Here is a 15,538-nt window from a genome sequence, read left to right on the forward strand (position 1 = left end):
GGCAGGCGTCCTCAGAGATCCAGGGTCAGGTCGGTGGTCGGTGCGCTCACGCAGATCCGCACCGGCTGTGCCGACTCGGACTGCAGGTCGCCGGTGCGCAGGTGGCGGGTGGCGCCACTGACGCGGTCACAGCTGCAGCTGTTGCAGATACCCATGCGGCAGCCGTGCTTGGGCTTGATGCCATGGGCTTCGAGGCTTTCCAGCAGCGAGCGGCCACGCGGCACGCTCAGCTGGCGGCCACTGCGCGCAAGCGTCAGCGACACCTCTCCTTCGCTGCTGGCATCGCGCAGCGGCGCCGGCGGGGTGAAGGCTTCGGCCTGGAAGCCGGCCACCTGGTGCGCCAGGCGTTCGCGCGCAGCGGCAACGAAGCCGTCCGGGCCGCAAGCCAGCACATGGCGCTGCGCAAGCGGCGTGTCATCACCGGCCACCTGCAGATCATGGGTATCAATTCGCGCGGCCGGCGCCTCACCCTCGCGGGTGGCCAGCAGATGCACGCGCAGGTTCGGATGTGCCGCAGCCAGCGCCCGCAGTTCATCACGGAACTGCAGATGGGCAGCAGTGCGCTCCCAGTAGAACAGGTCCACCGGTGCTGCCAGCGGCCGCTGGCAGGCGTCGCGCAACAGGCTGCGCATCGGCGTGATGCCACTGCCGGCAGCCAGCAGCAGCACCGGCGCCGCGGCCGGCATATGGAACTCGCCGAAGGCGGCATCGAGGCGGAACAGTTCGCCCGGCTGTGCATGGTTGACCAGATGCTGGCTGACCCGGCCGCCGTCGATCGCTTTGACGGTGATCGCCAGCTCGCGCCGACCCAGTGCGGTGGGGCTGTAGCTGCGCTGCCACAGGCGTCCTTCAATCTCGACGCCGAGAGTAACGTGCTGGCCGGCGCGCATGCCGGCCCAGTGCCGGTTGGTGCGCAGGACCAGGGTCGCCGCGCCCTCGCCAGCCGGCTCGCGGCGGACCAGGCGGGCCACCGGCTCGCGCAGGGTCCACAGGGGATTGAGCTGGCCCGCCCAGAAATCGAACAGCGACGGCGACACCCAGCGGTACGGAGAGAACAGGGACGGACGGACGACAGCGCTCATGAGTGAACTATACGGGCGCACATACACCTGTGTATACATGTGTATATTGAACCGGATTGGGTATGATTCAGCCTCGCCCTACCGGAACCCCCATGGCCGCCGCCACCGCCTTGTCGACGCCCGAAGATGCCAACAGCCCGGCCCGCCGTACGGTGACCCGCGAGGATCTGCTGGCCGCCGCCCTGAAACTGATCGGGCCGCACCGCAGCCTGTCCACGCTCAGCCTGCGCGAAGTGGCACGTGAGGCCGGCATTGCGCCGAACAGCTTCTACCGGCAGTTCCGCGACATGGACGAACTGGCCGTGGCGCTGATCGATGCAGCCGGCCGTTCGCTGCGCACCATCATCGGCGAGGCCCGCCAGCGCGCCACCTCCACCGCTACCAGCGTGGTGCGGGTCTCGGTGGAGACCTTCATGGAGCAGCTGCGCGCCGACGACAAGCTGCTGCACGTACTGCTGCGGGAAGGCGCGGTCGGCTCGGACGATTTCAAGCACGCGGTCGAACGCGAGCTGCACTACTTCGAGGAAGAGCTGCAGCACGATCTGGTGCGCCTGGCCGCACTGGATGGCGCGGTACTGCATGCCCCGGAACTGGTGGCCAAGGCCATCACCCGGCTGGTGTTCGCGATGGGCGCCACCGCCATGGACCTGCCACCGGAGAAGGATCCGGAACTGGTCGAACAGATCTCCACGATGATCCGCATGATCATCGTCGGCGCCCGGACCCCCGCCGCATTCCGTCGCGGCTGACGATCCGACCGCGCCTACACGGCAACTCCATCCTATGGACATGACCACCGGCAGGGTTGTGGTCGTTTTGTGTAATGTTATAACACACAAATGATCTGACTCGACTGGCGCCCCAATCGCAATTGCCTCGGCTTCGTTATATAGCACTTGCTATATTCATAAGCCGCTGCTTTCATATCGTCAGCCAGGTCGCCCTCGCCGCCTTTCTTCTCCCAAGGACGACGCCCTCATGCCCGTTGCCACGCCCCTCTTCCATCGGCTGCCCCTGGCCGCCGCCATTGCCCTGACCCTGCCGCTGCCTGCACTGGCCGCCACCTCGAAGCCGACCGAGCTGGACCGCGTGCAGGTCAAGGTCAGCACCGCCACCCGCAGCGAACGCCTGCTATCCGATGTCCCGATCCGCACCGAAGTGCTGCGCAAGGAAGACATCGCGCTGCGCGCGGCCACCGACTTCTCGCGCGCCGCCGAGCTGATCAACGGCCTGCGCGTGGAAAGCAACTGCCAGAACTGCAACACCAGCGAAGTGCAGCTGCTGGGCCTGCCCGGTGCCTACAACCAGCTGCTGTTCGATGGCATCCCGCTGTTGTCCACGCTGGGCAGCGTCTATGGCCTGGAGCAGATTCCGGCCGGGTTCGTCGACCGCATCGAAGTGGTCAAGGGCGGCGGCTCGGCGCTGTACGGCCCGGGTGCGGTGGCCGGTGTGATCAACCTGATTCCGCCGCTGCCGGCGCGCAGCGGTGGCCATGTGCAGGCGGGCGTGGATGTCCTGAAGGGCACACCGCAGAAGAATGCCGACGTGCGCCTGGACCTGGTGGCGAAAGATGCCGACGCCGGGCTTTCAGTGATTGCCCAGCGCAACTGGAACAGCGGCATCGACTACAACGGTGACGGCTACACCGAGATCACCCGCAAGAACCTCAAGGTCGGCGGGCTGCAGGCCTGGTACGCGCCCACGCCGGGCACGCGGCTGCGCCTGGACCTGCAGGTGACCGATGAAACCCGGCGTGGCGGCAATCGACTGGATCAGCCCGAATACCTGGCCAACATCGCCGAATCGCTGGATACGAAATACCGGCGCGGCAGCGTGTCGTGGGATCAGGAAATCAATGCCGACGCCGATTTCCGCCTGGCCTACGCCTTCGCCGACATCGACCGCGACAGTTTCTACGGCGGTCTTGGCGACGTGGTTACCGATCCGTCTGCCCCCGGCCATGACCCGTCGCAGCTGGATCCCAACGTGGCCGGCAGCGCGGCCTCGCGTTCGTGGCGCCAATACGGCCGCACCCACAACCCGCTGCACTACATCGACAGCCAGTTGAACTGGCGGCTGGGCGCGCACGCGCTGGCCTTCGGCGTGCAGTACAAGCACGAGGCGCTGCGCGACGACAACCGCACCGGTGACGGGCAGCGCTTGGCGGTGTTGGAAGATGCAACCTTCCACAATCTGGGCGCCTTCATCCAGGACGAGTGGAGCCTGCGCGACAACGTCGACCTGGTACTGGGCGCACGCGTGGACAAGAGCTCGGAGCTGGACAGCGCGGTGTTCTCGCCGCGCATCGCCCTGGCCTGGCAGGCCACGCCCAACCTGAAATGGCGAGCCGGCATCGCCACCGGCTTCCGTGCACCGGAGATCTTCGTCGAGGACGTGCACGTCGATACGCTGGGTGGCGAGCAGGTGCGCGTGCGCAACACCGATGGCCTGAAGGAAGAGCGCGCGTTGACCACCCTGTTCGGCTTCGACTGGCGCTCGGACCCGGCCAATCCAGTGTGGAGCTGGGATGCTACCGCCTCCTATGCACGCATCCGCGACACCTTCGCGCTGGGCGAGATCCAGCGCGGCGATGACGGACAACTGAGCCAGCTGCGCTACAACGCCTCCGGCTCCAACGTACTGGGGGCGGAAACCAACCTCGGCTGGCAGCCGTCGCCGCAGTGGCGCCTGACCGCCGGTGCCTCGTGGTACCGCTCGCGCTTCCGCGAACCGCAGCGCATCTACGACGACACCGGCGACGGTGGCGACACCATCATCGAAAGCCGCGACTACCTGAAGACCCCGCGCTGGACCGGCCTGGCGCAGCTCAGCTGGATGCCCGCCGAGCCGTGGGAAACCTTCGTCGCGCTGCGCCATACCGGGCCGATGTCAGTGCTGAACAACCGGTTGGGCGAGCTGCACCGTACGCGTTCCTTCCTGGTCACCGATCTTGGTGCTCGCTGGCACCGCCATCTGGGCGCGCAGGCGCAGCAGGAAGTGTCGGTGGCCGCGGGTGTCAAGAACGTGTTCGATCAGCGCCAGAAAGATCTGGAAGTGGGCGCGCTGCGCGACAGCGACTATGTCTACGGGCCGCGCTTCGCGCGTTCGTGGTACGTCAACCTGCGCTATGCGTTCTGAAGCTCTGCGAGCGTTGTTGCTGGCCTGTGCCGTGCTGCTGGCCGCACCGGCGATGGCTGCGGACCTGCACGCGCAGGTCTCGGCCTCGCTGATGCGGCCGGAACAGCGCTCGCTGCGACCGATGCAATGGACACAGCCGCCGAAACTGGTGGCGCTGTACTTCGGTGCCGACTGGTGTGCACCGTGCCATGCCTTCGTACCCACGCTGCGCAGCGTGCGTGATGCCCTGCGCCAAGCCGGCGCCGATACCGAAGTGGTGTACGTCAGCCAGGATGAGAGCGAGAGCGCGCTGCGCCGCTACATGCACGCGCAGGACATGCCGTGGCCGGTGCTTGACCCGCGCCGCGCTGCGCGCATGCCGGCCCTGCAGGCATTGGCCGGGCTGGCACCGCCGAATCTGGTACTGATCGATGCCGACGGCACGGTGCTGGCCAATGGCTGGCAAGGCCGGCGCTACCAAGGCCTGCAGCCGGTGTTGAAGGAATGGACGAAACGGGCGTGCGCGCAGGAACAGGCCCGCTGCCCGCCTGACCTGTAGCGTCGAGCCATGCTCGACGCATTCCATCACCGTGCAAACGGCAGCCGAGCATGGCTCGGCTCTACAAAAACCTGGATCGCGCGAACGGCCGCCGGGCATGGCCCGGCGCTACCGTTACGGCGCCTCGCCCTCGGCCTTGCGCACGAACGCCTCGAACAGCGCCAGCGTCTGCTCGCTCACATGGTGCTCGATACCCTCCGCATCACGCCGTGCCGTATCAGGGTCCACGCCCAGCGCCAGCAGGAAACGCTCCACGGTCTGGTGCCGCTGGCGGCTGGCATGGGCCAGCGCCTCGCCTTCCGGGGTCAGGAACACGCCGCGGTACGGCCGCTGCACCACCCAGCCATCGCGGGCCAGGCGCCGCAGCATCTTCGCCACGGTGGGCTGGGCCACGCCCAGGCGGGTGGCGATGTCGACCTGGCGGGCCTCGCCGCCGTCGGCCAGCAGGTCCGAGATCAGTTCGACATAGTCCTCCACCAGCTCCATCCGGTGCGCTTCGCGCACTTGCCGGAAGCTCTCGACCTGGCGCTCAGCCTCGATCAAGGGGGTGCTTTTCAGCGATGTCGAATCGTCGGTCTTGCCCACGCCTGCGCCTGTCCTTCCGGTCTACTCCGGGTTTGAAACTGAATTCTGGACCAGTAACGCGATAAAGACGATTGTTTCACATTGCTAATGACTATAGCAGGAGCTATATTCGGACCCATGAACACCCTGGCGCCCCACGACCCTTCGGCCTCCACCCCGGCCAGCCTGGGCGCGCTCAACGCCTCGGTCGCCGTTCCCGACAAGGGCCATTGGTGGTTCCGCCTGCTGGCCTTCCTCGGCCCGGGCTACATGATCTCGGTCGGCTACATGGACCCAGGCAACTGGGCCACCGACCTCGCCGGCGGTTCGCGCTTCGGCTACCTGCTGCTGTCGGTCATCCTCATCTCCAACCTGATGGCGGTGATCCTGCAGGCGCTGTCGGCACGGCTGGGCATCGCCACCGGCATGGACCTGGCGCAAGCCTGCCGCGCGCGGTACCCGAAGCCGGTGAACCTGGCGCTGTGGGCGCTGTGCGAGGCAGCGATCATCGCCTGCGACCTGGCCGAGGTGATCGGCACCGCGATCGCATTGAAGCTGCTGTTCGACCTGCCGCTGCTGTGGGGCGCGGTGATCACCGCGCTGGATACGCTGCTGGTCCTGCTGCTGATGAACCGCGGCTTCCGTGCGCTGGAAGCCTTCGTGATCGCGCTGCTGATGGTGATCTTCGGCTGCTTCATGGTGCAGATCGCGCTGGCCGCACCGCCGGTGATGGACGTGCTGGGCGGATTCATTCCGCGCGCGCAGGTAGTGACTGATCCGCACGCGCTGTACATCGCCATCGGCATCATCGGCGCCACGGTGATGCCGCATAACCTGTACCTGCATTCTTCCATCGTGCAGACCCGCGCCTATCCGCGCACCGACGAGGGCCGTCGCAGCGCGCTGCGCTGGGCGGTGACCGACAGCACCCTCGCGCTGACGCTGGCACTGTTCATCAACGCCAGCATCCTGATCCTGGCGGCGGCAGTGTTCCATGCCAATGGCCGTTTCGATGTGGAAGACATCGAGCAGGCGCACCAGCTGCTGGCGCCGATGCTGGGCGTGGGCGCGGCGGCGACACTGTTTGCGATTGCCCTGCTGGCCTCGGGCCTGAATTCGACAGTGACCGCCACGCTGGCCGGCCAGATCGTGATGGAAGGCTTCCTGCACCTGCGCCTGCCGCCGTGGCTGCGTCGGCTGATCACGCGCGCACTGGCGATCATTCCGGTGGTGGTGGTGATCATGCTGTTCGGCGACCAGGGCGCGGTGAAGCTGCTGGTGCTGAGCCAGGTGGTGCTGTCGATGCAGCTACCGTTCGCGATCATTCCCCTGGTGCGGATCGTGACCGACAAAGTGACGATGGGCGCGCTGGTGGCACCACGCTGGCTGGGCGCGATCGCCTGGGTGATCGCGCTGGTGATCGTGGTGTTGAACGTGAAGCTGCTGGTGGATACCTTCAGCGGAGCCTGACGCCGAACCACGGACCCTGCCCCGGTAGCACGCCATGCGTGGATGCCCTTGTAGAGTCGGGCCATGCTCGACTCATCGCTCACCGCGCGAACGGCAGCCGAGCATGGGCTCGGCTCTACAGATGCAACGCGATCGCGGCCTCGATCTGCTGCGGTGACTGGAACCCTGCCAGGCGCGTGCGCTCATCACCGTCACGGAACAGGGACAACGTCGGGGTCTGCCGCAGTCCCAGCTCCCTGAAGAACGCTTCACCCAGCACCTCCAGCTGCACGCGCAGCAGGGTCGTGCCCTGCCCCGCCACGCTGTTGGCCACCCGGTGCAACGACACCTCCAGCATCCGGCAGCCCGGGCACTGGTCCTTGTGGAAATCCACCAGCACCCGCGGATGTTCGGCCAGAAGCTGCTGGAACTGCTCAGGCGTGGTGGCGTCGATGATCTGCATCGGTGTTGCTCCAGTAATGGGCCAGGACCGCATCGGTCCAGGCATCGATGGTCCCGGCATGGCGTTGGCCATGCGGCATCTGTTCGATCTCCAGCGGCGGGTAGTCGCTGCGGAAATAGCGGATCAGCCGGTGCACGGCGCCGCAGTAGTACTCCTGCCCCCACTGCGTTTCACCGGTGCCGAACACCGCCAGCTGCCGTGGCCGCTCGCCGCGCTCGGCGATGCCGGCCACCCATGCCTTCATCTCCGCCGGCGTGCGGCCGGCGTTGTCGGTCCAGCAGCCCAGCAGCACCAGGTCGGCCTCATCGGTCGCCAGCGGCGGTGCCTGGCGCAGGTCGTCGGCCTCCTGCCAGTGCACCGCATGACCGGCAGCGCGGCAGCGTTCGGCAATCTGCCGGCCGAGTTCGCGGGTGTTGCCGCTCAAGGAGGCGACCACCATCAGGATGCGCAGCGCGGCGACTGGCTCAGAGATCGTCGAAGCCGTTGTCGACGTTGGTCTTCTTGTAACTTGCATTGCGCATCTCGAAGAAGTCGGTCTTGGTCTCGGTGAAGTTGTCGGCGTAGGCCTTGATCCACGGCATCACGTTGTCGGTGGTGTCGCTGTACAGGCGCTCGATGCCGAGCATGCCGGCCATCTTGTTGGCGCGGTACTTCACGTAGCGCACCATCTCGTCCACGTCGATGCCATCGATGCCATCCAGCACCTCCGACGACCACTGCGTCTCAAGCTCGATGGCATGTTCGAATGACTGGTGCACGTAGGCGGTCAACTCATTGGTCTGCAGCTCGGGGTTTTCACCGATGATGGCGCGGATCAGCTCGCTGATGAACTTGGTATGGGCCAGCTCGTCGCGATTGATGAAGCTGATGATCTTGCCGGTGCCGTTCATGCGGTTCTGCCGCACCATGTTGTAGAAGTAGGCGAAACCGGAATAGAAGTTGATGCCTTCCAGGATCGAAGACTGGATCAGCGACTTGAGCAGGGTCTCGGCGGTCTTCTCGCGCATGAAGTCGTCATACGCGCCCATGATCGGGGCATTGCGCTTGATGATGGTCGGGTGGGTGCGGGCGATCTCGAAGATGCGGTTCTGGTTCGGCAGGTCGGTGATCGAGGCCAGTACGTAGCTGTAGCTCTCGTTATGGATCACTTCCTGCTGGCCGATGATCGCCGCATTGGCATGCGCGGCCGGGTCGGTGATGTACTCGGCGACGTTGTAGATGAAACGGGTCTGCGGTGAGTCGAGCGTGGCCAGCAGGCCGATGATCGAATCGTAGGCGTTCTTTTCGCGTGCGTTGAGCTCGCCGTACTGGCGGGCATCGAGCTTCATGTCGACCTCGTCGGGAATCCAGAAGTTGGTCGACAGCTCCTTGTAGGCCCGATAGAAGGACGGATACGGGATATCGTTCCAGTTGAGGATGCCGCTGGTACGGCCGTTGATGATGCCGGTGCTGCGGTTGGGATGGCGCGGTTCGAGGATCTTGATGCGGTCGAGGGGGGTTGCCATGGTGTTACCTGCAGGGGGTAGCGCCGGGCCATGCCCGGCGGAATGTGCGACGGCCGCGCGATGCGCTCGCCGGGCGTGGCCCGGCGCTACCGTGGATGGTCAGCTGGCGCACCACTCGCATTCGCTGATGTCGATGTCGTTGGAGCGCACGTAGTAGGTGGTCTTCAGGCCTTCGCGCCAGGCGCTCAGGTGCAGCTCCAGCAGGGTGCTCGCGCGGATCGTGCTCGGCACATACAGGTTGAAGCTGATCGACTGGTCGACATGGCGCTGGCGGCGGGCGTTCTGGCGCACGCTGGCGAACTGGTCGACCTTGTAGGCACCCTTCTCGTAGTACGGCCAGGTTTCCAGCGACAGGCCCGGCGCCGCCACCGGCCGCCGGAAGTCCTTCTTTTCCTCGTAGTAGAACGCGCTGTAGATCGGGTCGATCGACGCGGTGGAACCGGCAATCTGCGCGGTACTCATGTTCGGCGCCACGGCCAGCAGCCAGCCGTTACGCAGGCCGTGCGTGGCGACCTCGTGGGCCAGGCTGTCCCATGCGGCGCCGCTGTAGTCGCGGTCACGGAAGTAACGCCCGTTGTGCCAGTCGCTGCCCGCGAACATCGGGTAGCTGCCCTTCTCCTTCGCCAGCTGCGCGCTGGCCTGGATGGTCAGGAAGTTGATGCGTTCGTAGAGACGGTCGGCCAATTCTTCGGCATCCGGTGATTCCCACTGGATCGCCTGCTGCGCCAGCAGGTGGTGCCAACCGAACGTGCCCAGGCCGATGGCGCGGTACTTGCGGTTGGTGATGGTGGCCTGCGGCACCGGCAGCGCGTTGAGGTCAATCACGTTGTCGAGCATGCGCACCTGGATCGGGATCAGGCGCTCCAGCACGTCGGTGGCCAGCAGGTCATCCGGCGCACTGATTGCCCGGCCGAGATTGATCGAGGACAGGTTGCAGACCACGAAGTCACCGGCGCGGCGCGTGGTGACGATCTGGTCGCCGCTGACGATCTCCTGGATCATCCGCGTCGGGCTCATGTTCTGCAGGATCTCGGTGCACAGGTTGCTGGAATAGATCATGCCCGCGTGCTTGTTCGGGTTCCGGCGGTTGACCTCGTCGCGGTAGAACAGGAACGGATTTCCGGTCTCCAACTGGCTGAGCATGATCCGCTTGAACAGATCGATCGCCTTCACCGTGCGGCGGCTGATGCGCTCGTCGGCCACCAGTTCGGCATAGCGGTCGCGGAAGCTGCCCGCACCGCGCGTCTCATCGTAGAAGTCCTGCAGGTACCAGCCCTTGGCCTGCTTCACCTCGTGCGGGTCGAACAGGTACCAGTCGGCGCGGCGCTCGACCGCTTCCATGAACAGGTCGGGCACGCACACCGAAGTGAACACATCGTGCGCGCGCAGGCGCTGGTCGCCGTTGTTGAGGCGCAGGTCCATGAACGCTTCGATGTCGCGGTGCCAGATGTCCAGGTACACCGCCACCGCGCCCTTGCGCTGGCCAAGCTGGTCAACCGACACCGCGGTGTTGTTGAGCTGCTTGATCCACGGCACCACGCCGCCGGAGGAATTGGCCACGCCCCGGATCGGCGCGCCGCTGCTGCGCACATAGCCCAGGTAGGCGCCGACGCCGCCACCGTGCTTGGACACGCGGGCGATATCGGTGTTGGAGTCATAGATGCCCTGCAGGCTGTCGTCCACCGTGTCGATGAAGCAGCTGGACAGCTGCCCACCCACCTTGCCGGCATTGGCCAGGGTCGGTGTGGCGACGGTCATGTACAGGTTGGACAGCGCCCAGTACGCCTCGCCGACCAGCTGCATGCGCCGCTCGCGCGGCTTTTCTTCCTGCATGAGGTACAGCGCGATGGTCAGCCAGCGCTCCTGCGGCAGTTCGTAGACCTCGCGGCTGCGGTCGCTGGCCAGATAGCGCGTGGCCAGCAGGTACAGGCCGTTGTAGGCGAACAGGCGGTCGCGCTCCGGGTCGATCATCTCGCCGGCCTGCTGCAGCTCTTCCTTCGAATAGCAGCGCAGGATGTCGTTGCTGTAGATGCCGCGGTCAGCCAGGCTTTCCTGCAGGCCCACGTAGGAGCCGTACTTCAGGCCGACATCGTAGAAGCGGTTGCGGCTGGCACGCTTGTACAGGCGGCGCAGGTAGATGCGCGCGGCAAACTGTTCCCACTCGGGTGCAACCAGGTCCACCCGCGATTCGGCCTCACGGATCAGCAGATCGACCAGGTCGTCGGCGCTGATGCTCGGTTTGCGCTCGACCATCGCCTGCACCACGCGGCGATAGTCGCTCACGTCCAGCTGCGGGAACTCGGCATGCACGGCGTCGATGCTGCGCTGCAGGCGCTCGGCCTCGAACGGCAGGCGGCGGTTGCCGGCCTCCTTGGTGATCCAGGTCGGCACGCGCTCGCCACCGGCGCGCAAGGCGTCGCCAGCGCCGGCCAGATCGGCCACGCGGAAGGTACTGTCGGTCATGGTGGTGAAACTCCAGGCTCGCACGCGCTTTGGCGGTCGATGCCATGGCGGCCCTGAACGCGATACCGGCGCACGGGGCGAACGGGTGGATTGCCAGGGCACGGGAACGTAGGTCGTCGGCATCTGCCTGCGCCTGCGGCCGGTATCCGGGCCGTGGGGGCGACCTGCGTCCGCACGATGGCGGCCGCGTCGACACGGCAAGCCTTCAGGGGCGGGCCGCGGGACGTTTGCTGCATGTCCGGCGGCGGCGGCTGACCGGGAGTGACGGCCACAACATAGTGGGGATATCCCGAACCGTCAACACAAGATGCGGTAATCAGCACATGTCGCGACGATCAGTCGCAGGATGCCGTGTTGCAGCTGCGGCGCCTTGTCGACAACGCCTGCGTCCCCAGTTCGGTACAACATCCACTTTCCCCGGAACACCACCCATGCGCGCTGCCCAGTACCCCTCCTTCGGCAACCCGGCCGACGTCCTTGCCATTGCCGATGCGCCGCTGCCCGAGCCCGGCCCCGGCGAGGTGCGCATCCGCACCGTGCTGGCCTCGATCCACAACCACGATCTGCTGACCGTGCGCGGCCTCTACGGCTACAAGCCGACCCTGCCGGCGATCGGTGGCAGTGAAGCGCTGGGCGTGGTCGATGCACTCGGCGATGGTGTCGACGGCCTGCAGATCGGCCAGCGCGTCGCCGCAGCCTCGGTACACGGTACCTGGGCCGAGGCCTTCATCGCGCCGGCACGCATGGTGATTCCGATGCCGGAGGCGATCCCCGACGAAATGGCCGCGCAGCTGATCGCCATGCCGCTGAGCGCGCTGATGCTGCTGGAGTTCCTGCACGTCGAGGCGGGCCAGTGGATCGTGCAGAACACCGCCAACGGCGCGGTGGGCAAGTCGCTGGCGATGCTGGCGCGGGCGCGTGGCGTGCATGTAGCCAACCTGGTGCGCAATGCGGATGCCGTCGCACAGTTGCAGGCGCTGGGTATCGATCATGTGTTCGACACCTCGGTGGACGGCTGGAAGGATCGCGTTCGTGAAGCGACCGGCGAAGCACAGGCGGCGGCCGCCGTGGATTCCATCGGCGGCGACGCCAGCGGTGACCTGGTCGACCTGCTCGGCCACAACGGCACGCTGGTGTCGTTCGGCGTGATGAGCGGCGAACCGATGCGCATCCCGGCCGGCGGCCTGATCTACAAGGAAGCGACGGTGAAGGGCTTCTGGGGCAGCAAGGTCAGCCAGGCGATGGCGGTGGAGGACAAGCGCCGGCTGGTTGGCGAACTGCTGAAGCGTGCGGCGAGCGGCGAACTGACCCTGCCGGTGGAGCAGATCTTCGCACTGGACGACATCGCCCACGCAGCGAAGACCGGTGCGGGTTCGGGTCGTAACGGCAAGGTGCTGCTGCGGCCGTGATCGTCTGACATTGCCTTCTGTAGAGCCGAGCCATGCTCGGCTGCTTTCCGGCCAGTGTGCGGAGCCGAGCGTAGGCTCGGCTCTACAGGGGCGTGCGGACCAACGGTCCGCACCCACCGAGCCGGTTCGTTAAGAACCTGTGATGCATAACTGAATGCGCTTTCGTCATTGGAAGGTGCATATACCTGCATGCGGTACTGACGGCTCCTCCCCCGTTCGGCGTTGTCGCTTCCATGTACCGCACCACCCTGAACCTGCTTGCTGGCGCCATTGCGCTGGGCCTCACCGCCGGCGCTGCCGGCGCCGCTGAATCCGCCGACACCGGCAAGGACAGCACCACCCTCGGCACCGTGCTGGTGACCGGTTCCAACATCAAGCGCAGCGATACCGCCGGGCCCAACCCGGTGCAGATCGTCAGCCGCGAACAGATCGAGCAGACCGGCCGCTCCACCCTCACCGACGTGCTGCGCAACCTGTCGGCCAATGCCGGCAACAGCTTCGACGAGCAGTACACCGGCAGCTTCGCCGCCGGCTCGGCCTCGATCGGCCTGCGTGGCCTGTCGCCGAAGAACACACTGGTGCTGGTCAACGGCTACCGCGTGTCCAACTTCGGCTTCGCGCTCAATACCCAGGACACCTTCGTCGACCTCAACGCGCTGCCGATCAGCGCGGTGGAACGCATCGAAGTGCTGAAGGACGGCGCCTCGGCGGTGTATGGCTCCGACGCCATCGCCGGTGTCATCAACATCATCCTGCGCAAGAACTTCCAGGGCGTGGAAGTGGGCGGCGGCTTCGGTACCGCCACACAGGGCGGCCTGGACGAACGCAAGGCCAACCTGCTGGCCGGCTTCGGCGACCTGGAGCAGCAGGGCTGGAACGTGCTGTTCGGGCTGGACCTGCTCAAGCGTGATCGCCTCGACGCCGACCAGCGCGCCTATACCCGCAGCGGCGATTTCCGCGACAAGCCCGGCGGACGCCTGGCCGGCTGGTCCACCGCCGGTGGCAATTGGCTGTCCAACCCGCGCGCGCCGCAACCGTTCGCCAACTGCCCGGATGGCAGTCAGCTGCGTCCCTACAGCGATTTCGGCAGCACCCTGCCCGGCCAGGCCTGCGCCTTCAACGCGCAGCCGTTCAAGACCCTGCAGCCCGGCGCCGAGCGCCTGCAGGCGTCGTTGAGCGCGACCTACCGCTTCAATGACAGTGTCGAAGCGTTCGCCGACGTGCTGTACAGCCACAACAAGGCCGACCAGATCTTCAGTGCGCCGCTGACCGTTGGCCCGGGCCTGCGTGCCTACAACCCGGCTACCGGCACGCTCATCGACGTGCCGGCGGTGCTGCCGGTCGGCCATCCCAACAACCCGGGCAGCACGCCACTGCCGTTCGAGTACACCTTCTTCGATCTCGGCCCGCGCCTGAAGGACAACACGCAGGTGTTCTACCGCGCCCTGGCGGGCGTGCGCGGCAGCGGTGAACGCTGGGACTGGGAAGTGGCGGCGCTGACCTCGCAGAGTGCACAGCGCGAGTACGTGGACAATTTCGTCAACCGCTACGCGTTCGAACAGATCCTGCGCGATGGCAGCTACAACTTCCTCAACCCGTCCAGCACGCCGGGCGCGCTGGATGCACTGCGCCTGCAGACCAAGCGCCCCGGCTGGTACAAGCTGCACGCGTTGAATGTGAAGGCCTCGACTTCGCTGTGGGAGCTGCCGGCCGGTGCGATCGGCTTCGCCTGGGGTGCCGAGTTCCGCAAGGAATCGCTGGATGCGCGCACCAGCGCGCAGGTGCTGTCGGGCACCGAACTGCGCCCGGCCATCAACGTGGTCAACGGCGAGCGCCAGGTCAGTGCCGCCTATGCCGAACTGAGCGTGCCACTGCACCGCACGTTGGAGCTGCAGGTGGCCGGCCGCGGCGATCACTACGATGACTTCGGCAAGGCGTTCTCGCCGAAGGTGGCGCTGCGCTGGCAGCCGCTGGACAGCCTGCTGCTGCGCGGCTCGTTCTCGCGCGGCTTCCGCGCACCCTCGCTGCCGGAGATCGCGCCGGGCCAGACCGTCAGCTACGGCTCGGTGATCGATCCGCTGGATCCGCTGCAGCCCGGCGGCAGCCGTGGCGTGACCAACATCCGCACCGGCAACCCGGATCTGAAGGCGGAGCGCTCGCGCAACTTCAACGTGGGTGCAGTGTGGTCGCCGGATGGTGATACCAGCATCGGCCTGGACTGGTACCGCATCGAGCAGGACAACCTGGTCAAGCCGGACAGCGCGCAGTTCATCGTCGACAACCCGACGCTGTTCCCCGGTCGCGTGCAACGTGATGCGCAGGGACGCATCCAGTTCATCACCAACCAGTACGCCAACCAGGGCGAACTGACCACCTCGGGCCTGGACCTGGACGCCAACCGCACCTTCCGCACCGTGGGCTGGGGCACCTTCACCGTGGCCGGCAGCTGGACCCACCTGCTCAGCTTCAAGCAGCCGCTGGTGGCTGGGCAGGCACCGTATGACGGCGCCGGCAACAACCGCCACGGCGCGCTGCCGCGTACCCGCGGCACCACCTCGTTGAACTGGGCGGTGGGCGACTGGAGCAGTACGCTGAGCCTGCAGTACGTGAGTGGCTACGACCAGCGTGTGGCGACGGCAACCAGCAACCCGGGCCTGCGCGACCGCATCAAGCCGTATCACCAGCTGGACCTGTACGTAGCGTACGAAGGTATTCCCAACACCACGCTGTCGCTGTCGGTGCTGAACCTGACCGACAAGGACCCGCCGTTCGACCCCGCCGGTGGCTCCAACGGTTTCGACATCAGCCAGTACAACCTGCGCGGACAGTTCGTCTCGCTGGGCGCTCGTTACAGGTTCTGATTGCCACTGTAGAGCCGAGCCATGCTCGGCTGCTCTTCCGACACCGAGGAGCCGAGCGCGGGCTCG

The 15,538-nt window shown here is 66.3% G+C and carries 12 protein-coding genes; 6 read left to right on the forward strand and 6 right to left on the reverse strand.

Going from position 1 to position 15,538, the window contains the following annotated elements; genetic code table 11:
* Positions 1-11: 11 nt before the first annotated feature.
* The gene (locus tag ACZK4Z_RS12745) at positions 12-1,082 is read right to left on the reverse strand and encodes a ferredoxin reductase (protein WP_049437664.1); all 1,071 of its coding nucleotides are present in this window, start codon (positions 1,080-1,082) and stop codon (positions 12-14) included.
* A 92-nt stretch (positions 1,083-1,174) separates the two neighbouring features.
* Here ACZK4Z_RS12745 and fabR point away from each other — a divergent pair, with 92 nt between their 5' ends.
* The 3 genes from fabR to ACZK4Z_RS12760 all read left to right on the forward strand — a co-directional run bounded on the left by fabR (position 1,175) and on the right by ACZK4Z_RS12760 (position 4,758).
* Complete coding sequence (gene fabR, locus ACZK4Z_RS12750; protein ID WP_019336273.1) at positions 1,175-1,831, forward strand: HTH-type transcriptional repressor FabR; 657 nt, start codon at positions 1,175-1,177, stop codon at positions 1,829-1,831.
* 229 nt (positions 1,832-2,060) lie between these two features.
* Positions 2,061-4,220, forward strand: coding sequence for a TonB-dependent receptor plug domain-containing protein (locus ACZK4Z_RS12755; protein WP_430371610.1), 2,160 nt, complete (start codon positions 2,061-2,063; stop codon positions 4,218-4,220).
* On the forward strand, positions 4,210-4,758 hold the full coding sequence (locus ACZK4Z_RS12760) for a thioredoxin-like domain-containing protein (protein ID WP_053443188.1): 549 nt from the start codon (positions 4,210-4,212) through the stop codon (positions 4,756-4,758). Before ACZK4Z_RS12755 ends, ACZK4Z_RS12760 begins: the two co-directional genes overlap by 11 nt.
* A 114-nt stretch (positions 4,759-4,872) precedes the next feature.
* Here ACZK4Z_RS12760 and mntR read toward each other — a convergent pair whose 3' ends face one another.
* On the reverse strand, positions 4,873-5,343 hold the full coding sequence (gene mntR, locus ACZK4Z_RS12765) for a manganese-binding transcriptional regulator MntR (RefSeq protein WP_006372477.1): 471 nt from the start codon (positions 5,341-5,343) through the stop codon (positions 4,873-4,875).
* A 117-nt stretch (positions 5,344-5,460) separates the two neighbouring features.
* Between mntR and ACZK4Z_RS12770 the strand changes: the two genes are divergently transcribed.
* Positions 5,461-6,792 carry an Nramp family divalent metal transporter gene (locus ACZK4Z_RS12770; protein ID WP_010485195.1) on the forward strand — a complete coding sequence of 444 codons (1,332 nt, stop codon included), beginning with the start codon at positions 5,461-5,463 and terminating at the stop codon, positions 6,790-6,792.
* A 115-nt stretch (positions 6,793-6,907) separates the two neighbouring features.
* Here ACZK4Z_RS12770 and ACZK4Z_RS12775 read toward each other — a convergent pair whose 3' ends face one another.
* The 4 genes from ACZK4Z_RS12775 to ACZK4Z_RS12790 form a co-directional block, all read right to left on the reverse strand.
* The gene (locus ACZK4Z_RS12775) at positions 6,908-7,234 is read right to left on the reverse strand and encodes a thioredoxin family protein (RefSeq protein WP_010485192.1); all 327 of its coding nucleotides are present in this window, start codon (positions 7,232-7,234) and stop codon (positions 6,908-6,910) included.
* Complete coding sequence (locus ACZK4Z_RS12780) at positions 7,206-7,673, reverse strand: flavodoxin (protein WP_082587896.1); 468 nt, start codon at positions 7,671-7,673, stop codon at positions 7,206-7,208. The genes ACZK4Z_RS12775 and ACZK4Z_RS12780 overlap by 29 nt, the downstream gene beginning before the upstream one ends.
* A gap of 25 nt (positions 7,674-7,698) precedes the next feature.
* Positions 7,699-8,739, reverse strand: a complete 1,041-nt coding sequence (locus tag ACZK4Z_RS12785) for a ribonucleotide-diphosphate reductase subunit beta (protein WP_024957408.1) — start codon at positions 8,737-8,739, stop codon at positions 7,699-7,701.
* Positions 8,740-8,838: 99 nt separating this feature from the next.
* The gene (locus tag ACZK4Z_RS12790; protein WP_430371606.1) at positions 8,839-11,202 is read right to left on the reverse strand and encodes a ribonucleoside-diphosphate reductase subunit alpha; all 2,364 of its coding nucleotides are present in this window, start codon (positions 11,200-11,202) and stop codon (positions 8,839-8,841) included.
* 431 nt (positions 11,203-11,633) lie between these two features.
* On the opposite strand from ACZK4Z_RS12790, the gene ACZK4Z_RS12795 reads away from it, so the two are divergent.
* Both ACZK4Z_RS12795 and ACZK4Z_RS12800 read left to right on the forward strand, forming a co-directional pair.
* Entirely contained in the window at positions 11,634-12,611 is a 978-nt protein-coding gene (locus ACZK4Z_RS12795; RefSeq protein ID WP_143994575.1) for a zinc-binding dehydrogenase, read from the forward strand.
* A gap of 233 nt (positions 12,612-12,844) precedes the next feature.
* On the forward strand, positions 12,845-15,472 hold the full coding sequence (locus ACZK4Z_RS12800; protein ID WP_430371604.1) for a TonB-dependent receptor: 2,628 nt from the start codon (positions 12,845-12,847) through the stop codon (positions 15,470-15,472).
* Positions 15,473-15,538: the final 66 nt, after the last annotated feature.

The organism is Stenotrophomonas sp. 71799_Sma, assembly GCF_056482505.1.

Excerpts from the sequence above, each read along its gene's own strand:
- ACZK4Z_RS12755 (WP_430371610.1), top strand. The coding sequence starts at position 2,061 with ATGCCCGTTGCCACGCCCCTCTTCCATCGGCTGCCCCTGGCCGCCGCC.
- ACZK4Z_RS12745 (WP_049437664.1), bottom strand. The coding sequence starts at position 1,082 with ATGAGCGCTGTCGTCCGTCCGTCCCTGTTCTCTCCGTACCGCTGGGTG.
- fabR (WP_019336273.1), top strand. The coding sequence starts at position 1,175 with ATGGCCGCCGCCACCGCCTTGTCGACGCCCGAAGATGCCAACAGCCCG.
- ACZK4Z_RS12780 (WP_082587896.1), bottom strand. The coding sequence starts at position 7,673 with ATGGTGGTCGCCTCCTTGAGCGGCAACACCCGCGAACTCGGCCGGCAG.
- ACZK4Z_RS12775 (WP_010485192.1), bottom strand. The coding sequence starts at position 7,234 with ATGCAGATCATCGACGCCACCACGCCTGAGCAGTTCCAGCAGCTTCTG.
- ACZK4Z_RS12760 (WP_053443188.1), top strand. The coding sequence starts at position 4,210 with ATGCGTTCTGAAGCTCTGCGAGCGTTGTTGCTGGCCTGTGCCGTGCTG.
- ACZK4Z_RS12785 (WP_024957408.1), bottom strand. The coding sequence starts at position 8,739 with ATGGCAACCCCCCTCGACCGCATCAAGATCCTCGAACCGCGCCATCCC.
- ACZK4Z_RS12770 (WP_010485195.1), top strand. The coding sequence starts at position 5,461 with ATGAACACCCTGGCGCCCCACGACCCTTCGGCCTCCACCCCGGCCAGC.
- ACZK4Z_RS12800 (WP_430371604.1), top strand. The coding sequence starts at position 12,845 with ATGTACCGCACCACCCTGAACCTGCTTGCTGGCGCCATTGCGCTGGGC.
- ACZK4Z_RS12795 (WP_143994575.1), top strand. The coding sequence starts at position 11,634 with ATGCGCGCTGCCCAGTACCCCTCCTTCGGCAACCCGGCCGACGTCCTT.
- ACZK4Z_RS12790 (WP_430371606.1), bottom strand. The coding sequence starts at position 11,202 with ATGACCGACAGTACCTTCCGCGTGGCCGATCTGGCCGGCGCTGGCGAC.